This is a genomic window from Nonomuraea sp. NPDC049421, from assembly GCF_040677005.1.
Classification (GTDB): domain Bacteria; phylum Actinomycetota; class Actinomycetes; order Streptosporangiales; family Streptosporangiaceae; genus Nonomuraea; species Nonomuraea salmonea.
Genome location: NZ_JBFAQA010000001.1, coordinates 17,889 through 37,553 on the forward strand (window position 1 = coordinate 17,889; position 19,665 = coordinate 37,553).

At 71.0% G+C, this 19,665-nt stretch carries 13 protein-coding genes; 4 read left to right on the forward strand and 9 right to left on the reverse strand.

Annotation, left to right across the window (positions count from 1 at the left end):
* Position 1: 1 nt before the first annotated feature.
* The 7 genes from AB0K18_RS00070 to AB0K18_RS00100 all read right to left on the reverse strand — a co-directional run bounded on the left by AB0K18_RS00070 (position 2) and on the right by AB0K18_RS00100 (position 10,542).
* Positions 2-1,000 (reverse strand): ABC transporter permease, encoded by a 999-nt coding sequence (locus AB0K18_RS00070; protein ID WP_364907563.1) that lies wholly within the window; start codon positions 998-1,000, stop codon positions 2-4.
* Between the two features lie 9 nt (positions 1,001-1,009).
* Positions 1,010-3,001, reverse strand: a complete 1,992-nt coding sequence (locus AB0K18_RS00075) for an ABC transporter substrate-binding protein (RefSeq protein WP_364907566.1) — start codon at positions 2,999-3,001, stop codon at positions 1,010-1,012.
* A gap of 20 nt (positions 3,002-3,021) precedes the next feature.
* Positions 3,022-5,358, reverse strand: coding sequence for an Ig-like domain-containing protein (locus AB0K18_RS00080; protein ID WP_364907569.1), 2,337 nt, complete (start codon positions 5,356-5,358; stop codon positions 3,022-3,024).
* A 324-nt stretch (positions 5,359-5,682) separates the two neighbouring features.
* Positions 5,683-6,699 (reverse strand): sugar-binding transcriptional regulator, encoded by a 1,017-nt coding sequence (locus AB0K18_RS00085; protein ID WP_364907570.1) that lies wholly within the window; start codon positions 6,697-6,699, stop codon positions 5,683-5,685.
* 131 nt (positions 6,700-6,830) lie between these two features.
* The gene (locus AB0K18_RS00090) at positions 6,831-7,763 is read right to left on the reverse strand and encodes a nucleoside hydrolase (RefSeq protein WP_364907573.1); all 933 of its coding nucleotides are present in this window, start codon (positions 7,761-7,763) and stop codon (positions 6,831-6,833) included.
* A 26-nt stretch (positions 7,764-7,789) separates the two neighbouring features.
* A complete protein-coding gene (locus tag AB0K18_RS00095) occupies positions 7,790-9,109 on the reverse strand; it encodes a hypothetical protein (RefSeq protein ID WP_364907576.1) in 1,320 nt (439 codons plus the stop codon).
* On the reverse strand, positions 9,106-10,542 hold the full coding sequence (locus AB0K18_RS00100) for a pectinesterase family protein (protein ID WP_364907578.1): 1,437 nt from the start codon (positions 10,540-10,542) through the stop codon (positions 9,106-9,108). The genes AB0K18_RS00095 and AB0K18_RS00100 overlap by 4 nt, the downstream gene beginning before the upstream one ends.
* A 182-nt stretch (positions 10,543-10,724) precedes the next feature.
* On the opposite strand from AB0K18_RS00100, the gene AB0K18_RS00105 reads away from it, so the two are divergent.
* Genes AB0K18_RS00105 through AB0K18_RS00120 form a run of 4 tightly spaced genes read left to right on the forward strand, consistent with a single transcriptional unit; the run spans position 10,725 to position 14,642 of the window.
* Positions 10,725-11,996, forward strand: a complete 1,272-nt coding sequence (locus tag AB0K18_RS00105) for a sugar ABC transporter substrate-binding protein (protein WP_364907579.1) — start codon at positions 10,725-10,727, stop codon at positions 11,994-11,996.
* Complete coding sequence (locus tag AB0K18_RS00110) at positions 11,993-12,916, forward strand: sugar ABC transporter permease (RefSeq protein WP_364907581.1); 924 nt, start codon at positions 11,993-11,995, stop codon at positions 12,914-12,916. The genes AB0K18_RS00105 and AB0K18_RS00110 overlap by 4 nt, the downstream gene beginning before the upstream one ends.
* Before the next feature lie 7 nt (positions 12,917-12,923).
* Positions 12,924-13,751, forward strand: a complete 828-nt coding sequence (locus tag AB0K18_RS00115) for a carbohydrate ABC transporter permease (protein ID WP_364907583.1) — start codon at positions 12,924-12,926, stop codon at positions 13,749-13,751.
* 18 nt (positions 13,752-13,769) lie between these two features.
* Positions 13,770-14,642 (forward strand): nucleoside hydrolase, encoded by an 873-nt coding sequence (locus AB0K18_RS00120; RefSeq protein ID WP_364907585.1) that lies wholly within the window; start codon positions 13,770-13,772, stop codon positions 14,640-14,642.
* Between the two features lie 64 nt (positions 14,643-14,706).
* On the opposite strand, the gene AB0K18_RS00125 is transcribed toward AB0K18_RS00120, so the two are convergent.
* Both AB0K18_RS00125 and AB0K18_RS00130 read right to left on the reverse strand, forming a co-directional pair.
* Complete coding sequence (locus AB0K18_RS00125) at positions 14,707-15,732, reverse strand: LacI family DNA-binding transcriptional regulator (RefSeq protein ID WP_364907587.1); 1,026 nt, start codon at positions 15,730-15,732, stop codon at positions 14,707-14,709.
* A 557-nt stretch (positions 15,733-16,289) separates the two neighbouring features.
* Positions 16,290-19,649 carry a glycosyl hydrolase gene (locus AB0K18_RS00130; protein WP_364907590.1) on the reverse strand — a complete coding sequence of 1,120 codons (3,360 nt, stop codon included), beginning with the start codon at positions 19,647-19,649 and terminating at the stop codon, positions 16,290-16,292.
* Between the last annotated feature and the right edge of the window lie 16 nt (positions 19,650-19,665).

Sequence of the window (19,665 nt, forward strand, 5' to 3'; positions counted from 1 at the left end):
GCTACTCTCTCTTGTACCTTTTGCGGATTCGCGGGTCCCACCACGCCAGTGCCAGGTCGCTGATCACGGTGCCGATCACGGTCAGCGTGCTGAGGATCAGCACGAAGCTGCCGACGAGATACATGTCCTGGTTCATCACGCCGCTGAGCAGCAGCGGGCCGCCGGTCGGCAGGCTCATGACCACCGAGACGATCGTCTCGCCGCCGATCAGGCCGGGCAGCAGCCAGCCCACGGTGCTGAAGAACGGGCTGAGCGACATCCGCACCGGATACCGCAGCAGCAGCTTCCACTCCGGCAGGCCCTTGGCCCTGGCGGTGACGACGTACGGGCGGTAGAGCTCGTCCAGCAGGTTCGCCCTGGTCACCCGGATCATGCCGGCGGTGCCCGACACCCCGATGACGACGATCGGCACCCACAGGTGGCTCGCCAGGTCGAGCACCTTGCCGAGGTTCCATGCCGCGTCCTGGAACTCCGGCGAGAACAGGCCGCCCACGCTCTGCCCGAAGAAGCGGAACCCGATGTACATCAGGACCAGCGCGAGCATGAACTCCGGCACCGCCATCCCGATGAAGCCGAGGAAGGAGAAGCCGTAGTCGCCCCAGGAGTACTGGCGGACCGCGCTGTAGATGCCGATGGGGAACGCGATCGCCCAGACCATGAGCAGCGAGCTGAGCGACAGGATCGCCGACAGCGCGATGCGCTCGCCGATGAGCGTGGACACCGGCTGGTTCCAGGCAAACGATTGACCGAAGTCACCGTGCAGGACGATGGCGGAGATCCACCGCCAGTACTGCACGAGCAGGGGGTCGTCGAGGCCGTACCGCTGCCGCAGGTTGGCGATCTCCGCCGGAGTGATGCCCTCGCCGCCCGCCTGCGCGTTGGCCACGAGGGTCGAGACGTAGTCGCCCGGCGGCAGGTTGATGATGACGAACGTGACGATCGAGATCGCCCACAGCGTCACCACCACGTAGACCAGGCGGCGCCCGAAGTAACCCAGCACGCCGGCCCCTCAGAGGGAGTACTGCTCGGGCTGGGTCGGCCCGGGATTCACGGCCGTGTTCGCCATCGCGTCGGGCACGTTCTTGAACGCGGTGCCGACGATGCCGTACTCGTTCGGGTACGAGCTGACGCCGATCGCGTAGAACTGTTCCTTGGCCACCCGCACCACCTCCTTGGCGTGCTCCAGCGCCTTGGTGAAGTCGGGCTCCGTGCGCATCTCGGTGAACTTCTCCAGCTGCGCGCGCACCTCGGCCGGCGGCTCGTCGCCGCTCTTGCCCTTGCTGCCGTACCACTGCGCCCAGCGGATGGCGTAACGCGCGCTGCCGGAGTTGCTCGGCACGTAGTAGTGGTCGCCGCCGGTGCCGGTGATCACGTCGAAGTCGCTGCACGTGTACGTCGAGCACTGCGGCTGGTTGCCCATCGAGCGCTCGGAGAAGAGCGTGGCCGCGACCGGATCGACGCGCAGCCCGACGCCGACCGCCTCCCAGCCCTTCTTGACGAACTCCAGCGCCTCGACGTGGTGCGGGAACTCCGTGGAGGCCATGACGGTGACGATCAGCGGCTTGCCGCCGGGGCCGAGCCTGCGGCCGTCGGCGTCCTTCTCGGTCAGGCCGGCCTTGTCCAGGTGCTCGTTGGCCTTGGCGACGTCGTACTCGGTGTACTGCTTGGCGAAGCCGGCGTCATAGAGCGCGTTGTTCTTCGACGGCGCGCCCTGCCACGGCTCGCCCTGGCCGGCGTACACGCCGTCGATGATCTCCTGCCGGTTGATCGCGTAAGAGAGCCCGATCCTGAAGTCCTTCTTCCTGAACAGCTCGCGCAGGCCGTCGTCCTTGATCGTCTGGTTGAACTGCAGGATCATCGTGTTGCTCAGCCGGCTCGGCACGTCGAACAGCCGGTACTTCCCCTTGGCCGCGTTCTGGGCGACCAGCGGCTTGTTCTCCGGCGTGTTGAAGTTGTACAGCTGCAGGCCGAGCTCACCGTTCATGATCTTCAGCAGCTCGACCTCGACGTCGCCGAGCACCTCCGCCCTGAACCGGTCGATGTACGGGAGCTGCCGCCCCTGCTCGTCGACCTTCCAGTAGTACGGGTTCCGCTCCGCCACGACCGCCGTGCCGCGCCCCACCGGGTTCGTGATCTTCCACGGGTGCAGGGTCGGCATGTCGGCGTTGTGCGCGACGTCGTTCTTGTTCATGAACAGCTGGGTCCAGTCCTCCAGCTGCTCCTCCTCGGCCAGCTGGTCGGCGTCCGGGTTGTACTTCTTGTGGAACCGCTTCAGGTAGTGCTTGGGCAGCAGGAACCCGGCCGCGCCACCGCGCTCGAACGTCGAGACCGCGATCTGGAACAGCAGGCCCGCCTTCGGCTCCTTGTAGGTGTAGGTGACCGTCCGCTCGTCCACCTTCTCCACCTTGACCAGCTCGTCCGTGGTGCCGTTCTCCAGGTAGAGGTCGTAGACGCCGGTCGTGTGCAGGTCCTTGTAGACGGCCACGTCCTCGAAGGCGAACAGCAGGTCGTCGGCCGTGCACGGCTCGCCGTCCGACCACTTCAGGCCCTCGCGCAGCGTGAAGACGTACACCCGGCCGTCGTCCTTCACCTCGAACTCGGCCACGTTCGGGATGATGTCGTCCGGGCCCTTCTGGCCGTTGGTGCCGGCCTTGAGCCTGACCAGGGGCTCGTAGCCGAGCGAGTAGTACAGCCAGTCGAAGTCGTCCTCGCCGACGATCGCCGAGGTCCAGGTGCCGCCGTACGCGCCGGCCTCCTTCAGCGGGGTGACCACCATCGGGTTCTTCGGCAGGCGCTGCTCCAGCGGGGGCAGCTTGCCGGCCTTGACCAGCTCGGCCAGCGCCGGCGCCTCCTTGGCCGCCGGGTCGGCGGCCGCCACGGGTCCCGCGCCGCCCGTGTCGGGGCTGGTGTCGAAGAAGCCGCAGCCACCGGCCGTGGCCAGCAGCAGCAGCCCGCCGCCGCCGCGGAGCAGGCTCCTCCGCGTGAACACGTGCTCTGTCATCGGTGCTCCGTTCCGGGGGTCTAACGATTGACCTTGACCTGGCTGAAGGTCGCGGTGATGTAGGGGTGGACGCCGTTGGCCTCCTGGTTGCCGTCCACGGCGAGGCCGACGTAGAAGCGGCTGGTGCGCATCACGATGCGCTCGTAGCCGATGCGGTCCCAGTTGAGCGAGTTGTCCGACAGGAACGCCTCGAACTCCAGGTCGGAGCCCGTCGGCAGGCTCCGGCAGACCAGGCGCAGCCAGTACGGCTTCTCGCTCAGTGAGTCGGTCCACAGGCCGACGCTCGGCTGACGGCCGTGCGAGGCGACCCTGATCGCCTTGGCGCGCCGCCCAGAGCCGTCCTCGCCGCTGGCCGAGTAGCCGATGCCGGCCATCATGAACGGCGAGTTCGGCTCCAGGTCCTGCCTGACCATGATCCCGGCCACCGCGTCCACGTGGTTCTTGCTGACGCCGTCGACGCGGGCGGTGATCTCCAGCACCTCGCCGCGCCTGCTGAAGCCGACCGCCTTGTAGGCGAAGTGGAAGGAGTCGTTCCAGCCGGCGATCCTGCCGGAGCCCTTCATCGTGAACACGCCGTCCTTGAGCGCCGTGTTGCCGGGGATGGGCACCTGGCCGACGTCCCTGACCTGCCAGCCGGTGTGCGTCCTGGTGCGGTTGACGTGGATCGGCACCAGTGAGGAGGTGGTCGCCGTGCCGGTGCTGTCGGTGGCCCTGGCGGTCAGGCAGTAGCTGCCGTCCTTCACGCCGTCCCACGTCACCCGGTACGGCGCGGCCGTGGCCTCGCCGATCTTCGTGGCGCCGTGGAAGAACTCGACCTTCGCGACGGAGGCCCCGTCGAGTGCCGTGGCGTCGGCGGTGATCGTGACGCTCTGCTCGTCCTTGGCCGCGGCGAACACCTCGTCGATCGCGGGAGAGGTGATGGCCACCTCGGGGTTGCGGGCGCCGGCCCGCTCGATGGAGTTGAGGTAGCGCTCCAGGTTCGTGTACCCGTCGGGGCCGATCGCCTGCGCGTCGGCGGGGTCGGCCGGGTCGAGGCCGTGCGCGCTCTCCCACGCGTCCGGGATGCCGTCGTGGTCGCCGTCGGCCGGCGCGGGCACCTCGCTCGGTAAGGGGAGGAAGCCGCCGACGTCCTTCTGCGAGTTGATGTGCCGTCCCGTGCCGGTGCGCGCCTCATCGACCAGCCGGGCGTCGATGGCGTCCCGGCGCGGCAGGGTGGCGCCGGCCTGCTCCAGGACGCTCGCGAACGCCTGCTGCGCGCTCTGCTCGGTGATCCCCTCGGCGAACTCCACCGGCCTCGGCAGCAGCGTGACGCCGCCGATCGGGAACGTGACGCCCTTGGCGTTGTCGGCCGTGACGTCGGCGTGCCCCTCGATCACATTGCCGCTGACGTGCCACTGGCCGAACCGCCCGGGGGCGACGATCTCCCTGGCGATCGCGGGCAGCGTGTTGGGGCCCGGCTTGTAGTAGTTGCCCACCAGGTTGATGCCGTTGGACCACTCGCCGCCGTAGCAGGACGTGATACCGGGGTTGTAGATCACGTTGTTGCGGTGGTCCACCAGCAGCGCCATGCCCTCTTCGAAGCTGAAGCGCGGGTTGCGGGCGTTCTGGTGGATGAGCAGGTTGTGGTGGTACGTGATCGTGTCGCCGCCCCACAGGCCGCCCATGCCGTGCCGGCCCTTGTCGTGCACCGAGTTCGTCAGGCCCTCGGAGATGATGCACCACTGCACGGTCACGTTGGTGTTGCCGTAGACGGAGCAGCACTCGTCCACGCCCCAGCTGAACGAGCAGTGGTCGATGATGAGGTCGCGCACGCCCCTGGCGCCGAACGTGTCGATCGGGGTGCCCAGCTCGTCGCCGCCGCGGAAGCGCAGGTGGCGCAGGATGATGTTGTCGCCCTTGATCTGCGTCTCGTTGCCGGTGACGGTGACGCCGTGGCCCGGTGCGGTCTGGCCGGCGATCGTCAGGTTCGATCCGGTGACGTCGAGGCCGCCCTTGAGCTTGATGGTGCCGGCCACCCGGAACACGATCGTGCCGTCCGACTTGGCGACCGCCTCGCGCAGCGAGCCGGGCCCGTCGTCGTCCAGGGTGGTCACCTCGTACACCGCGCCGCCCCGGCCGCCGGTCACGTACCTGCCCGCGCCCTCCGCCCCCGGGAAGGCGGGCACCTTCTTCGCGAGCGCGTCATCGGCGGAGGCCGTCGCCGGCGGGCTGGGCGTCGGCGTCGGGGTGGGGGCCGCCGCGGCCTGTTCCGCTGTCGTCCCCCACGCCACGGCGGGCGTGGCGAGGGCCGCCGAGCGCATGAATGCGCGGCGGCCGAATCCTGATCTCAGGGGATCGAAGCCAAGGGCCTCGGTCATCGAAACGCTCTCTTTCCGCCCTGGGAAATAGGCAGGGCCGTGCCGCTGAATCGGCACACTCCGGACCACGCTGCAGTGCGTGAGAATTTTTATTCAGCCATGAATGGAGTGGATTCATCACATCGTGAACGACGCCGATGTGACTGTCAAGAGTCGTTTCCCTACTGGTCAACTTTCGCGTTCGCCCCGGGGAAGGCGACAAAGGCCGCCGCGCATGGCGCGACGGCCCGTCGAGGGGAAAGGGGCACAGGGCCTGAGCGGATCGCGGCCGCCGCCAGCGGCGGCGCCAGGCTCCGGCGGCCCGGTCCTCGTGCGGGGCGGGGGTCAGCCGTCGAGGAGCTCCTCGGCGACGCCGACGTCCGTGATGAGGGTGTTGACCCAGCCGCCCTTCAGCGCGGCCCTGATCGCGGCCGTCTTGCGCCGGCCGCCCGCGATCGCTATGCGGCGCGGCACCCGGCGCAGGTCGGCGGCCGGGATGCCGAGGATGCGCTCCTCCAGCGGCGAGTCGATCAGCCGGCCCTCCGCGTCGAAGAAGCGCAGGCACACGTCGCCCACCGCGCCGAGCCCGCGCAGCGCCTCCAGCTCGTCCTCGGAGATCGCGTTGCCGCTCTCCTGCAGCAGCGGCGACGGGTTGAGGCTGCCGATGCCCACCAGCACCGTGGTCAGCCGCGACCACGCCTCGACCACCTGGCGCACCACGTCGTCGTCCGACAGCGCCTGCCGCGCCACCGGCGAGCCCACCAGCCCTGGAGCGGGCAGGAAGACCGGCTCGGCGCCCGTCAGGTCGGCGAGGTGGGCGGCCAGCCGGGTCGCCTGCACCTGCGCGGAGCCCTTGCCGACGCCGCCGATGAGCTGCACGACCTCCTCGGCCACCCGCACGGGACGGCGCTGCATCGCCTCGACCGTGGCCAGCAGGCTCGCACTCCAGGAGGAGATGCCGAGGTGCTCGCCGCCGATCAGCGTGGCGTCGAGGTAGGTCGCCCCCGCCGAGCCCAGCGCGGCCACCACGTCGTGGTTCTCGCCCGCCGCGTCGACGACGATGATCTGCTCCACGCCGTATTTGCGCTCGAGATCCTCCTCCAGCAGCGCGTGCACCCCGGACGGCACCACGACCACCGTGCGCACGATGCCGATCTCCGCCGCCTCCTTGAGCAGCCGCGACACCCGGGGCTGCGAGATGCGCAGCTGGGCGGCGATCTGCGGCTGGCGTACCCCGTGCTCGTGGTACAGGCGGGCGACGCGGACGAGCAGCCGCATGCGCTCGGACTCCGCGCCGAGCCGCCGGCCGCCGAACCTCACCTCGCCCGCGCGGCCCTTGTCGAACCCACTGTCAGCTCCCACGATCGCTGGCCTCCGCTTCGGCTCCGCCGCTCCTGCTGGTCCGGTGGCGAGCCCGGGCCACTGCCGAGTGCCATTGTGCTAGCCCGCGGCGCCGTCCGCACACCGTCAGCACGGGCGCGTGCCGCCGGTGCTCATCGGGTCTCCGCGAAGGCGCGGATCTTGGCGAAGAAGTCCTCGTGGATGAACCGGGCGTCGATGCTGTCGTACGTGCGGATCGGCCGGTTGGCGGCCGAGAAGTCGTGGCCGCCGTCGTAGCGGAAGGCCGGCGCCGGCCGCTCGACCCAGGTGCCGCAGTCGGGGTGCAGCATCAGGCCGACCGCGGGGGAGTCGCCGAGCACCCGGAACTCGATGGAGCCGCCGTGCTCGCGCTCGTTCCACTCGACGAGCTGGCGTACGAGGTAGTCGCCGATCTCCCCGTACGGCGCGACCTTGGCGTCCAGCTCGGCGTAGCTCACGGCGGTCATCCGGTACGTCGGCGCGGGCACCTGCCAGACCCGCAGCGCCGAGGAGAACACCACGTTGGCCGCCGCGATGTCGTTGGACAGGTTGAACTCGGGCCGTCCGTCCTGGGGGCCGCGCCCGTCGTAACCGCCGCCGCCGATCCAGACGACGGTGAGGTCCCGCTCGGCGATGCGCGGCTCCATGAGCAGGGCGGACGCCATGTCGGTGAGCGGGCCGAGGAAGGCGACGTAGAGGGGCTCCGCCACGTCGCGCATGGCCTCCTCGACGATCAGCTCGGCCCCTGGCGAGGGCACGGGGGTGCGGGCGTCGGGCAGCGCGTACGGCGCCCCGTCCGCCACCCGCACCTGCCCGTCGAGCTTCATCAGCCGCAGCAGCAGCTCGATCTCCGCGCGGCTCTCCTCCAGGCTGTGCCGGGTGCGCCGGTTGCCGAAATGCGCGGGAATCAGGCCCCTGACGTCGAAGCTCGGGGAGAGCAGGGCGTGCACGATGGCGAATTGGTCGTCCGCCTCGTTCTTCGCATCGGTGTCGATGATGACGCGGCGCCGGTGGGAAAAAGTCCTGCCCGCCATGCGGCCCTCCAGAATGGCCGTGGTGAATATCAATTCAAATGTGTATCTATATTCCGATATTAGGTTGTGACCTTTGCCCTGTCAAGATCCCAGAGGATGACGGAAAGCGCGTACGGCGAGATCGTGTGATCGCCGTGGCTGCCGTCCTCCAGCAGATCCCAGCGGCCCCGATCCGGCCTGCCGCCCGCCAGCAGCCGCACCCGGTCGCGCACCGGCGCCTGGTAGACCCGGTGGCTGACCCCGTTGAAGCAGCAGTCGTCGAACCTGTTGAGAATCTGCAGCTGGCCCCGGTCCTCGCCGACGGACGCCAGCACGTACATCTGCAGATAGTCGTCCGCCGTGCCCGCCGTGATCGAGGAGTAGAAGCCGGGGAACGACGCCTTCGTCTGCTCCCAGTCGCCCACCGTCGGGCTGGGCTTGGGAGAGGCGGGGCGCAGGAAGAACGGCAGCGAGCCGGCCACCGGGTAACTGTGCTTCACGCGGGGGTCGAGCGCGGCGTACACGGTGGTCGTCCAGCCGCCGCCCGACAGGCCCAGCATCTCGACCGAGGCGGGCCGGTAGGTCGCCGCCGCGTGGTTGAGCGTGACGACCAGCGGCTCCAGGAAGAACGTCAGCGTCGAGAACGCCTCGCTCTCCCACGGCACCAGCTCCCGGTGCGACGGCGGCGGCAGCATCGTGCCCGGGTTCGCCGGGTCCTCGATCTGCTGGCCGCCGTTCCAGTGGTGGAAGGGCATCGCGTACGCCATCACCCGGTAGCCCCGGTCCAGCAGGGCCTGCACGGTGCGGAGCATCGTGTCGAGCGGCTCGCCGTGGCCGTTGTGGTAGAGCGCCAGGCGGCGGTTCCAGGGCTTGCGGGGCTGCAGGTCGTACACCTTGGCGTTGATGCCGTAGCGCAGCGGGACGGTCAGCAGGTCGATCCTGCGGACGCCGGTGAGCGGGGCGAAGTCGGGGGCGCTCACGCCCTTCTCCACCTCCGGCCGCCCCTGCGGCAGGCCGGCGCCCTTCCAGATGAAGTCGATCATCTGCCGGCGCCTGGCCTCGATGTCCTCCTGCCCTGTGATGCCGATGAGCGGCTCGATGTCCACGCCCGCCGCGGCGGTGGGCAGCGTCTTGTACTCGGGGCCGAACCGGGCGGCCACCTCCTCGTTCACCGGCGCCACGGGCCGCGCCTCGGCAGGCCGCGCCGGCGCGGCCTGACCCGCCGCCGCTGGTCCAGCCGCGGCCGCCGGGCCGGCTCCCGCGCCGCCTCCCGCGCGGGCCGCCGCCGCGGCCGGGCCCGCCGCGGCCAGCGCCAGGCCGATCCCGCCGAGCGCGCCGCCCAGGAGCCCGCGCCGGGTCGCGCGGCCATCAGATCGCGCGTCGTGCCTTTCGCTCGTCATCGGGTCGCTCCCTTCGCCTGGGGGTCCCAGCCGTCCAGGACGAACGCCGGGTCGCGCCACTGCTCCGCCTCCTCGGGCGTGAGCTGCCGGGAGCAGGCCAGCCGCTGCGAGGTGGCGATGGGGTTGCCGGCCAGGTCGGTGCTGCCGTACTCCCACATGCTGGCCGTCTGGGCCTGCGCGCAGTCGTCCGGGTCGATCTGCCAGCCGACCGGCGCCACGTGGGCGTCCATCTTCGTGTCGATGAACACGGCCTGGCTGTGCGTGAAGCGCCACACGGCGGTGCGGCCGAGCACCACCGACGCGTCCGGCACGCCGGGCGCCCTGGTCAGCTTCGTCCGCACGAAGACGTAGCCGGGCCGCGTCTCGTCGCTGCGGCTCTGCGAGATGTAGCCGCGGTCGGTCGACTCCAGCACCGAGTCCTGGATGAACACCGTGCCCGTGCCCCACACGAAGTCGGTGTCGCCGCTGATCCTGCTGTCGGTGACGAAGCCCTTGCCCTGCAGCCGCAGCGTGTCCTGGAAGCTGGCCAGGTGCACCCGGTCCAGCACGATCCTGTCGTTGTTGCCGCGGAACGCCTCGGCCTGCGAGCCGCCGTCCGGTGTGGTGTTGTGCACGGTGAGCCCGGTCAGCCGGAAGTCGGCCGCGTCCACGCCGAACGTCTGCCGCCAGCAGTTGTGCAGGTCGGAGGTGTCGAGCACGCGGCGCGGGCACACGTCGGCGGGGCCGCCGTCGCTCAGCGCCTTGTCGCCGTTGCGCAGGTCGTTGTTGGGGTACCGGATCACCGTGCGGCCGGGGCCCGCGCCCTTGACGGTGAGGTGCGGGCGGTCCTCGCGGACGTAGACGATCTCGGTGTAGACGCCGGGCCTGACGTCGATGGTCACCGGCCGGTCGTTGCCGAGCGGCACCGCGTCGATGGCGCCCTGCACGGTGCAGAAGTCGCCGTTCCCCTTGGCGGAGACGGTCAGTCTGCGCTGGTCGTGCGGCCGGCGCTCGGCGGTGGTGAAGCGCCGGCGCGCGGCGTCGTGGCCGGGGAAGACGCCGGCGTCGACGGTGACGGTGTACGTCCTGCCGTGGTCGAGGCGGTGGTGCGGGTAGACGGTGGCGGTGTTCCCGTCCACCATGATCGACTCGTACGAGAAGTCGTGCGGCAGCCCCGTGTCAGAGACCGCCTGGCCGACGTTCTTCCTGTCGTCCTTCGCCTTGGCCGCCTCGATGCGGTCGGCGAGCGTGCCGTCCGCCGCGCGGATCTCGATCGCCCCCGACGTGCCCAGCTCGACGGGCCCGGGGAACGTGAGGGTCAGTGGTGCGTCCACGCAGGTCGCGCCCGCCCGGCCGGGCACCGAGAAGCGGGGCCCCGCCTCGGCCGCCGTGGCGGGGGCGGTGCCTAAGACGAGTGCGGTGACGGTGGCGAGAACCGGGATCGATGCCTTCACATTCGGCCCTTCTATGCGCGAATGGATAGTTGGCTGTGAATATATATGTAGACCGCCTAACGCCCAGGGTCAAGGTCTGTGAGGTCTTGTCCGTTTCCGCGCGCCCGTGGCACGATGGCGGCCATCGTGTCGAGTGACACGTGTAGACTCGGTGAACGTCCTGGTCAGAAGGAGTAGCCCCGATGAAAGGACGCCTGATTGCCGCCTGCCTGCTGGCGGTGCTCACAGCAGGCTGCGGGCTGCGCGCGGGAGCCGACTCGGCCAACACCCTCCACTTCGTCGGCCCCGAGGACCCCAAGACCTTCCAGCCCGTCATCGACGGCTTCCAGGCCCGGCACCCCGGAGTCAAGGTCGACTACAGCCAGATCCCGTTCGACACCCTCAACAGCACCCTGCAGCAGCGGCTCGCGGCCGGCGACGACGGCATCGACGTCTACACCGTGGACCAGCCGCGCGTCTCCGCGCTGGCCGCGCGCGGCTTCCTCGCCGACCTCAGCGCCTGGAAGGACCGCGTCAAGCAGGCCGCGCTGCCCGCGCAGTACGAGGTCAACGAGCACCGCGGCAAGCTCTGGTCCGTCCCCATCTGGACCTCCGACCAGTTCCTCTTCTACAACAAGACCCTGCTGAAGAAGGCCGGCGTCGAGCCGCCCTCCAGCGACCCGGCGAAACGCTGGACCTGGGAGCAGACGGCCGAGGCCGGCAGAAAAACGCAGGAGCTCGGCGGCGCTCAATGGGCGCTCATCCCCGAGCAGATCGAGCAGTACTACCAGCTCCAGAGCCTGCCCGAGTCGCTCGGCGGCGGCTCCGGCGTCACCGGCCCCGACATGCTCACCCCCGCCCTCACCACCGACGGCTGGATCAAGGCCATGACGTGGTACCGCGACCTGTTCACCCAGGGGCTCGCGCCGCGCGGCGTCGGCTCGTTCCAGACCTCGCCGCTGTTCGCCGAGGGCAAGGTCGCCTTCCTCGCCGGCGGCCCGTGGAACGTCGGCACGCTCGCCGGGAGCAAGGACGTCGACTGGGGCGTCGCCCCCTACCCCTACTTCGCCGGCGGCAGGCAGGTCACCCCCACCGGCTCCTGGTCCTGGGGCATCAACCCGGCCTCCAAGAAGCAGCGGCTCGCCCGCGCATTCCTCGAGTACGCCGCACTCGACCCGGAAGGCAACCTGCTCACCACCAAGGCCACCACCGTCATCCCGGCCAACCGGGCCGCCTTCGAGCGCTACCTGCCCACCCTCGAAGCGCTCGGCGGCGACAACAGCGCGGGCGTCAGCACGATCATGACGTACGACGCCGACCACACCGCGGTCGCCCGCCCCAGGTCCGTCGGGTACATCCAGTTCGAGGACATCATGACCAAGACGTTCGCCGACATCCGCAACGGCGCCGACCCCAGAGCCCGGCTCACCCAGGCCACCCAGCAGGTCACCACGGCCTGGGACCGCCTGCGATGACCGGCACCACCACGCGCCCCACCACCGGAAGCCCCGCCGCCACCGGCACCCCTCGCAGGAGGGTCGGCCGCCCGGTGCTGGTGTCGCTGGCGTTCCTCGCGCCCGCCCTCGTCGCGCTCCTCGTCCTGCGCCTGCTGCCGGCCGGGATGGCCGTCGTCAGCAGCCTCTACCACACCAGCCTGCTCACCGGCCGCACCTCGTTCGTCGGCCTGGAGAACTACGCCGCGCTCTTCGCCGACCCGACGTTCTGGCAGAGCGTCCGCGTCACGCTGCTGTTCAGCGTCGTCGTCAACCCGCTGCAGATCGCCGCCGCGCTCGCCCTCGCCGTGCTGTTCACCCGGCGCTTCGGCGGCGTGCGCTTCCTGCGCGCCCTCGTCATCCTGCCGATCGCGGTGCCGCCCGCCGTCTCGGCGGCCGTGTGGAGCGTCGCCTACCGCCCCGACGGCCTGCTCAACTCCGTGCTCAGGGTGCTCGGCGTGCCGGAGCAGCCGTTCCTCACCTCACCGGGCCAGGCCCTGTGGTCGCTGATCGTGCTGCTGTCATGGATCGGCGTCGGTTACTGGATGATGTTCCTCATCGCCGGCCTCCAGGACATCCCCGCCACGCTGTACGAGGCCGCCGCCATCGACGGCGCGTCGGCCTGGCACCGCTTCTGGCACGTCACGCTGCCGCTGCTGCGCAGGCCGCTGGCGTTCGTGCTGGTGGCCGACACGGTCTCCAACTTCCTCGTCTTCGCACCCGTACAGATGCTGACCAACGGCGGCCCGGAAGGCTCCACCAACCTCACCATGTACGACATCTTCACCCGCGCCTACACCGTGGGCGATCTCGGCCTCGCGCAGGCCGAGGTGATGCTGCTGGTGCTGCTCGTGCTGGCCGTGGTGGTCGTGCAGTTCCGCCTCCTGCGCGGAAAGGACTGACCCCCTCGTGTCCCGACTGTCCCGGCGCCTCTACGCCCTGCTCGCCGCCGTCATCGGCGTGGCGTTCGCGCTGCCCCTGCTGTGGGCGCTGTCCAGCTCGCTGCGCGGCGGCTCCGAGATCTTCCAGCACATCTCCCGGCTGTCGTGGGAGACGCTGATCCCGTCCAGCCCCACCGTCGCCAACTACGCCGCCCTCGCCTCCGGCGACTTCGGCGTGGCGATCGTCAACTCCCTCATCGTCGCGCTCGTCACCGTGGCGGGCGGCCTGCTGATCTCGGCCGCCGCCGCCTTCGGCCTGTCCGCGCTGCGCTTCAAAGGGCAGGGCGCGCTGTTCGCGATCGTCGTGCTGAGCTTCCTCATCCCGTTCGACGCCATCGCGATCCCGCTCGCCACGCTCTTCCGCGACCTCGACCTCACCAACACCTACGCCGGGCTCATCCTGCCGGGGCTCGGCCACGGCCTGGCCATCTTCCTGCTGCGGCAGTTCTTCCTCGCCATCCCCGGCGACCTCGTCGAAGCCGCCCGCATCGACGGGCTCGGGTGGTGGGGGGTGTTCGCCCGCATCTACCTGCCGCTCTCGCGGCCCGCCCTGGTGAGCGCCGGGCTGACGCTGTTCATCTTCCAGTGGCAGTCGTACGTCTGGCCGCTGCTCATCGGCACCGACGCCGCCCACCAGCTCGGCCCGATCGCGCTGGCCAACCTGCGCGGCCAGTTCACCATCGACTACGGCCAGCTCTTCGCCGGCTCCATCGTCCTGACCGTCATCCCGCTGCTGATCATCCTGCGGTTCCAGCGGCACTTCACGCAGTCCATCGCCACCACCGGGCTCAAGTAGCCCTCGAGAAAGGTCACCATGGCACCCTCGTCCAGGAGCGTCATCTTCGACACCGACATCGGCAGCGACGTGGACGACGCGCTCGCCCTCGCCGTGCTGCTCGGCTCGCCCGAGGTGGACCTGATCGGCTGCACCACCGTTTACGGCGACACACTCGTGCGGGCGCGCCTCGCCAAGCGGCTGGCCGGCCTGGCCGGTCGCGCCTTGCCCGTGGTGGCCGGCGCCGCCGAGACGCTGAGCGGGCGGCCCGTGTGGTGGGCGGGGCACGAAGGGCGGCTGTTCCCCGACCTCGGCACCGAGCAGGTGGACGAGGGGGACGCGGTGGCGTACCTCGTGGACCGGGTCACCGCCGCGCCCGGCCAGGTGGACGTCGTGGCGGTCGGCCCGCTCACCGACATCGCCCACGCCGTCACCGCGTCGCCCGCCTTCGCCCGCGACGTCCGCCACCTGTGGATCATGGGCGGCCGCTTCGACGGCCCCGAGCCCGAGCACAACTTCACATGCGACCCCGACGCCGCGGCCGTCGTCTTCGGCTCTGGGGCGCCCATCACCGTCACCGGCCTCGAAATCACCACGACCGTCCGCATGGACGCCGCCGACGTGGCCGCCATCGCCGGCGCCGGGCCGCTGGGGGAGGCGCTCAAGGCGGAGATCGAGCAGTGGTGGCGGTTCTGGAACGAGGAGTGGAACTGCCCGCACGACCCGATCACCGTCCTGACGATGCTGGTGCCCGACCTGTTCGGCTTCAGCCCGGAAGGCCACGTCACCATCGGCCCCGACGGCTCCAGCACCTTCACCCCGGGCGACGGCCGCACCCGCATCACCACCTCGGCCCCACCGGACCGCGTCGCCCAGGAAATCGTCCGGCGCATCGTGGCAGCCGCGATGTGACGGCGGGGCCGCGTGACGGCGGCCGGCGGCGCGTGACGGCCGGGGCCGGATCCGGCCCCGGCCGTCAGCGGATGAGGTGGGGCTCCGGGCAGCCGCAGGAGCCGCGAGTCACCAGGCTCGCCGAGAAGATCTTGGTGACCGGCTCGGCGGCCTCCTCGATCGCGCCGACCAGGGTCTCGGTGGCGTGCCGTGCCATCTCGTCTATCGGCTGGCTGATCGTGGTCAGCCCCGGCACCGTGTACGCCGCCTCCCGCGCCCCGTCGAACCCGGCCACCGCGACGTCGTCCGGCACCCGCAGCCCGAGATCGGCCGCGGCCCGCATGGCCCCGATGGCCTGGTCGTCGGTGGACGCGAACAACGCCGTCGGCCGCTCGGGCCGGGACAGCAGCCGCAGCGCCGTGTCGTACCCGCCCTCCAGGCTCAGCTCCCCCTCGGCGACGAGCGCACCGAGATCGGCGTCCGCCTGGGCGCCGGCCTCGTGGAGGGCGCGGCGCCACCCGTCGGCCCGCAGCCCGACGGGAGTGACGTCGAGCGGCCCGGCGACGTACCCGATGCGACGGTGGCCGTGCGCGATGAGATGCCGGGTGGCCTGGTAGCCGCCCTCCTCGTCGTCCACCGCGAGCCGGGAGAAATGCGCCGGCGCCTCATGGTCGATCGTCACCACGGGCACGCCCCGCAACTCGGCGGCCCGTTCGGCCGAGACGGGCACCCGCATGAGCACCAGCCCGTCGACCCGCCGCTCCATGAACCGCCGCACGTACCCCTCGGCCCGCTCCGGATCCTCGGCCGAGTTGCCCAGCAGCACGGAGTACCCCCGCTGCCAGGCCACCTCCTCGCAGGCCCGGGTGAACTGCCCGAAGAACGGACTCTTGCCCCCGGTGCTGTCGGACGCGATCAGCCCGATGGTCCACGTCCGCCGCGACCGCAACGACCTGGCCACCGCGTTGGGCCGGTATCCGAGCTGCTCGACCGCCGCGAGCACCCGCTTCCTCGCCGCCTCGGAGACGGGCTTGGGCCCGTTGTTGATCACGTACGAGACCACGGCCGGCGAGGTCCCCGCCAGACGCGCCACGTCATTGCGCGTCACCATGCGCGTCCCACCTCGGCTCTCACGCCCCCAGCTTACGATCCGAGCCCGCACCCGGCCCGCGCCGGCGAGAGGGGGAGGGCCTCAGGAGTAGAGGCGTTCGGGGGAGACCAGCAGGAGCTCACCGCCCTCCGCCGCGCGCAGATCGGGGGCGAACCCGGCGGCGCTGCAGCAGACCGGCCGCGTCGATCGAGTGTTGTAGCCGCGCTGGGCCAGCAGGTCGCGGACCCGCCGGAGCCGTTCGACGTGGCCTTGGCCGGGCGCATCACGGCGTGGTGGAAGGTGATCAACGGCTCGGTGATCCGGGAGAGCGGCCGTGCCGCCCTGATCATGTCGGGGGACTTCGCCAGCAGGCCGGCGTCCTCCAGGACGGCGAGCGGGTGGCTGATCTCGGTGGACTTGCGGCCGATTCAGCCGGCGAAGGGGAGCGGAGGTCCGCAGGTCGAGGATCGCCCCGATGACCTCGCGCCACGACGGGAAGCGCAGGGGAGCGGGGCTGCCGAGCTGGGCGGCCAACTGTTCGCGACCGATGTAGAAGTCCGGTTTTTATCAGTCCACTTCTATATCCGTTTCTCGCCGTACGGCACCAGCCGGACCGGGCCCAGCAGGCCGTATGCCTGGGGTGTGAGGGAGCCGTATACCGTTGGGTCGGCTTGGCGGAGGCGGTTGCCCAGAGGGGTGGCGACCTCCACCTCGATGGTGTTCTCTCCGCGTTGGAGGTGCGGGCCCACGTCGATGACCGGGTGGAGGAGGTCCACCGGGTCGAGGAGGCGGCCGTTGACGCGGACCCGGCAGGTGTCGGTGACCTCGCCCAGCTCCAGGTACGCGGGGCCGTTCACGTGCACCGTGGTCGTGTACGTGCCGACGCCCGAGACGTCCGCCAGGCCCGGGAGGTCGCGCCAGGGGGCGAGCCGGTCGAGGTCGAGGGTGATGGTGTGGTCGCCGTCCGGGCGGCGGTCGCGGACCCTGAGGTGCCAGGTTCGCAGGTCGATGGGCTGGGGGAGCGGGTCGATGGTGGTGGTGACCGTGCGGCCCGTCGAGAGGGTCGTCGTGTGGCGGCCGGGCTCGGTGGCGCGGACCATAAGCTGGCCGTTGACGTAGCGGACCAGGTCGGCGGAGGTTGCGGTGGCGTGCGGGCCGGTGCCCGTACGGTCGCCGAAGAGGCCCGGGCGGCCGATGGCGATCATGCGGGCCTGGCCGGGGTGCAGGGCGACGCGCAGGTGGATGCCGCCGGCGTCCTCGGTGTAGCGGGCGATGCGCTCGGCCCGGCCGGTCCACGGGTCCAGCAGGTACGGGACGCCGTTCCTGTCCGTACGCGACAGCGTGACCTCGTGGTCGATGGCGGTGACCGGGGGCTTGGCGTTCTCCTGGTGCTTGCCGTTGCACAGGTAGTAGTAGTCCACCCGGCCGGCCACCCGGCGCATGGTGAGCAGTGTGGACGGGGTCGCGTACCGGACGTCGGGGCGGACCCCGAGGGCTTCGAGCGCGCCTGGCACCTCGTCGACCGTGGTGATGCGGCGGACGGAGGGCTGGGCCAGGAGGTCGGAGACGAGGGCGCGCAGGCGTTCGTCGTCGCCGTCGCGGGGTACGCCGGGCACCGACGCCGACTCCCAGGCGCCGAGCAGCACGATGGGCAGCCCGTCCCTGGCGTACGCGAGCAGCCGTTCGGCCACCCGCAGCGTCATCGTGCATTCGTTGCCCCCGAAGCGGTCACCCTCCACGAACAGCGCCTTGTACGCGGGCCGCCCCAGCCGCCCGTCCCTGACGCGGGCGCCGGGCAGGTCGAGCAGCGGGCCGCTGACGAACTGGTGGGTCCAGCCGGTCGGTACGCCGTTCGCGGTGAACCAGGTGGCGCCGATGCCGGTCTTGGTGGAGCCGGTCTGCCGGAACACCGCCACGTCCACCCGAGGTGTCCCTTGCCGCATGATCAGGTGGATTCTTGCGAAATATCGGGAAATGTCGGTGATGTGGTCCCAGGTGGGCTGGCGCGGACCCCACGACTCCGCGTACCCCACCGAACCCCCGTACGGCGTGAACGCCGCGAACCCCGGCCATCCCGCGCCCGGCGCGCTCGCGTACGAGAAGCCGTGCAGCACCGTCTGGTTGAGCCCCGCCGCGTACGCGCCGCCCATCGTCAGCAGCAGCTTGCGCCACGTCGTCGTGTAGGCCCCGCCCTGGTACGCCCCCGCCTCGCAGGACAGCACTTCGCGCCCCGCCATGTCCCGGCCGCCGGCCAGGCAGCGGTAGTCGTCGAGGTTCTTGAAGCCCAGCGACTCGCCCTCGGGCACGTCGAGGATGGCCGCCGCCTCGATGGCGTCGGTCTGCAGCCCGTACGGCTGCGCCCGCAACCGCAGCCCCAGCGAGTGCGCCCAGTCGCGCAGCGCGGTGAAGTGGTGCTCGTTGAACAGCTCGGACACCGTCTCCCAGTAGTCCTTGCGGGCGTGCCTGGTCAGCACCGGGCCGAACGCGAACACCGGGTCCTCGTCGGCCAGCACGACCACCGGCAGCACGTCCGTCAGCGGGTAGCCGCGCCGCCGCTCGAACTCGGCGGGCAGCTCCGGCGTCCACGGCAGGGCGTCGCTCTCGATCTCGATCGAGTCCTCGAACAGCGCTCCGCCCGATCGTTTCAGCAGCTTCCTGATGCTGGGGGTGAGCAGCCGCCGCTCCCAGAAGTCGATCACCGCCTTGGTGCCGGTGCGGCTGAAGTGGTCCACCACGTACGCCTCGGGCGCGGTGTGCGGGCCCGACTCGGGGCGCTGGCCCGAGCCGCGCTGCCAGTAGGAGATGAGCAGCCAATCGCCGTCGCCTGGGGCCGTCCAGGTGATCGTGTCGCCGTCCACCGGGACGGTCCGTACGGAGGCGGGGTCGAGGCCGGTCTCGTCGCGGGTCGAGTGGGCGGGCTCGATTTTGGCCGCCTGGACCAGCAGCAACGTACGCTCGCTCCGCCCTTCGACGGCGGGCGGCGGCACCGGACCCCGGTACGTGCTCCCGCCGGTCACCTGCACCGAGCCGTGGGCCAGTTCCTTGCAGGCGGCCTCGCTCTCGGGGGTGATGGTGGGGACGGCGGCCGGCCAGGAGGGGCCGATGGTCAGGTCGATCGTGATGCTCCGCCGGGCCGCCTGGTCCAGCGCCGCCTCGACGGCCGCGTTCCAGGCGGGCGTGCCCCAGCCGTACTTGGCGGGATCGAGTACGGATTTATCCGAGATGCTGTGATGAACAGCCGCGATCTCCGCCCCACCGAACCCCGCATCGGCCAGCTGATCGACCTCCCGCCGAATCTCGCTGGGCGTGACCTGCGCATCCGGCCACCACCACCGCACCATCGGCCGCACCCCAGCCTCAGGCCGCTGAAACCACCCGGCTCCGGGCGCGGGGGCAGCGGCAGCGGGGGAAGGAAAGGGTTGCCCGGCCAGCGCAACGGAAGCCGTGGCCACCCCACCCAGCACGAGAAACCCCCGCCGCGTCACAGAAGCGGTAGGGGAGGGCGGGAAGGTGGGAGGAGCGCCGGGCAGGGGGCGAGCGGCCGAGGCGGGTCCGGAAGCCGGCGGACAGCCCGGCACGGGGCGAGCGGCCGGAGCGGGTCCTGAGGCCGGATCGGGCGCTGGGGGAGCGGCGGAGGGGTGAGCAGGAGTACGGCCGTGGGGGGTGGAATCGGACACGGGTCCTCCAGGAGACAAGGTCCTGCGGGGGTGGATGGGGCGCCGGGCCACCGGGCCCGACGCCCCGGTCAAAGAGACCGGCCTGAACGCGCCCGCCCGAGGCCACCGGTGGGCCGACCGGGCTGGGTGACCGGTCGAGCCTGCCGGTTGCCCGGGCTGCCGGCTTGCGCCGCCTGGCGGGACGCGACCGGCGCTTGGCGGTCGGCCGGCCCCGCCGGTTGGCGTGCGGTTGGTGGTCGGCGCCTGGACAGGGCCGGGCACCGACCTCAACTGCCTG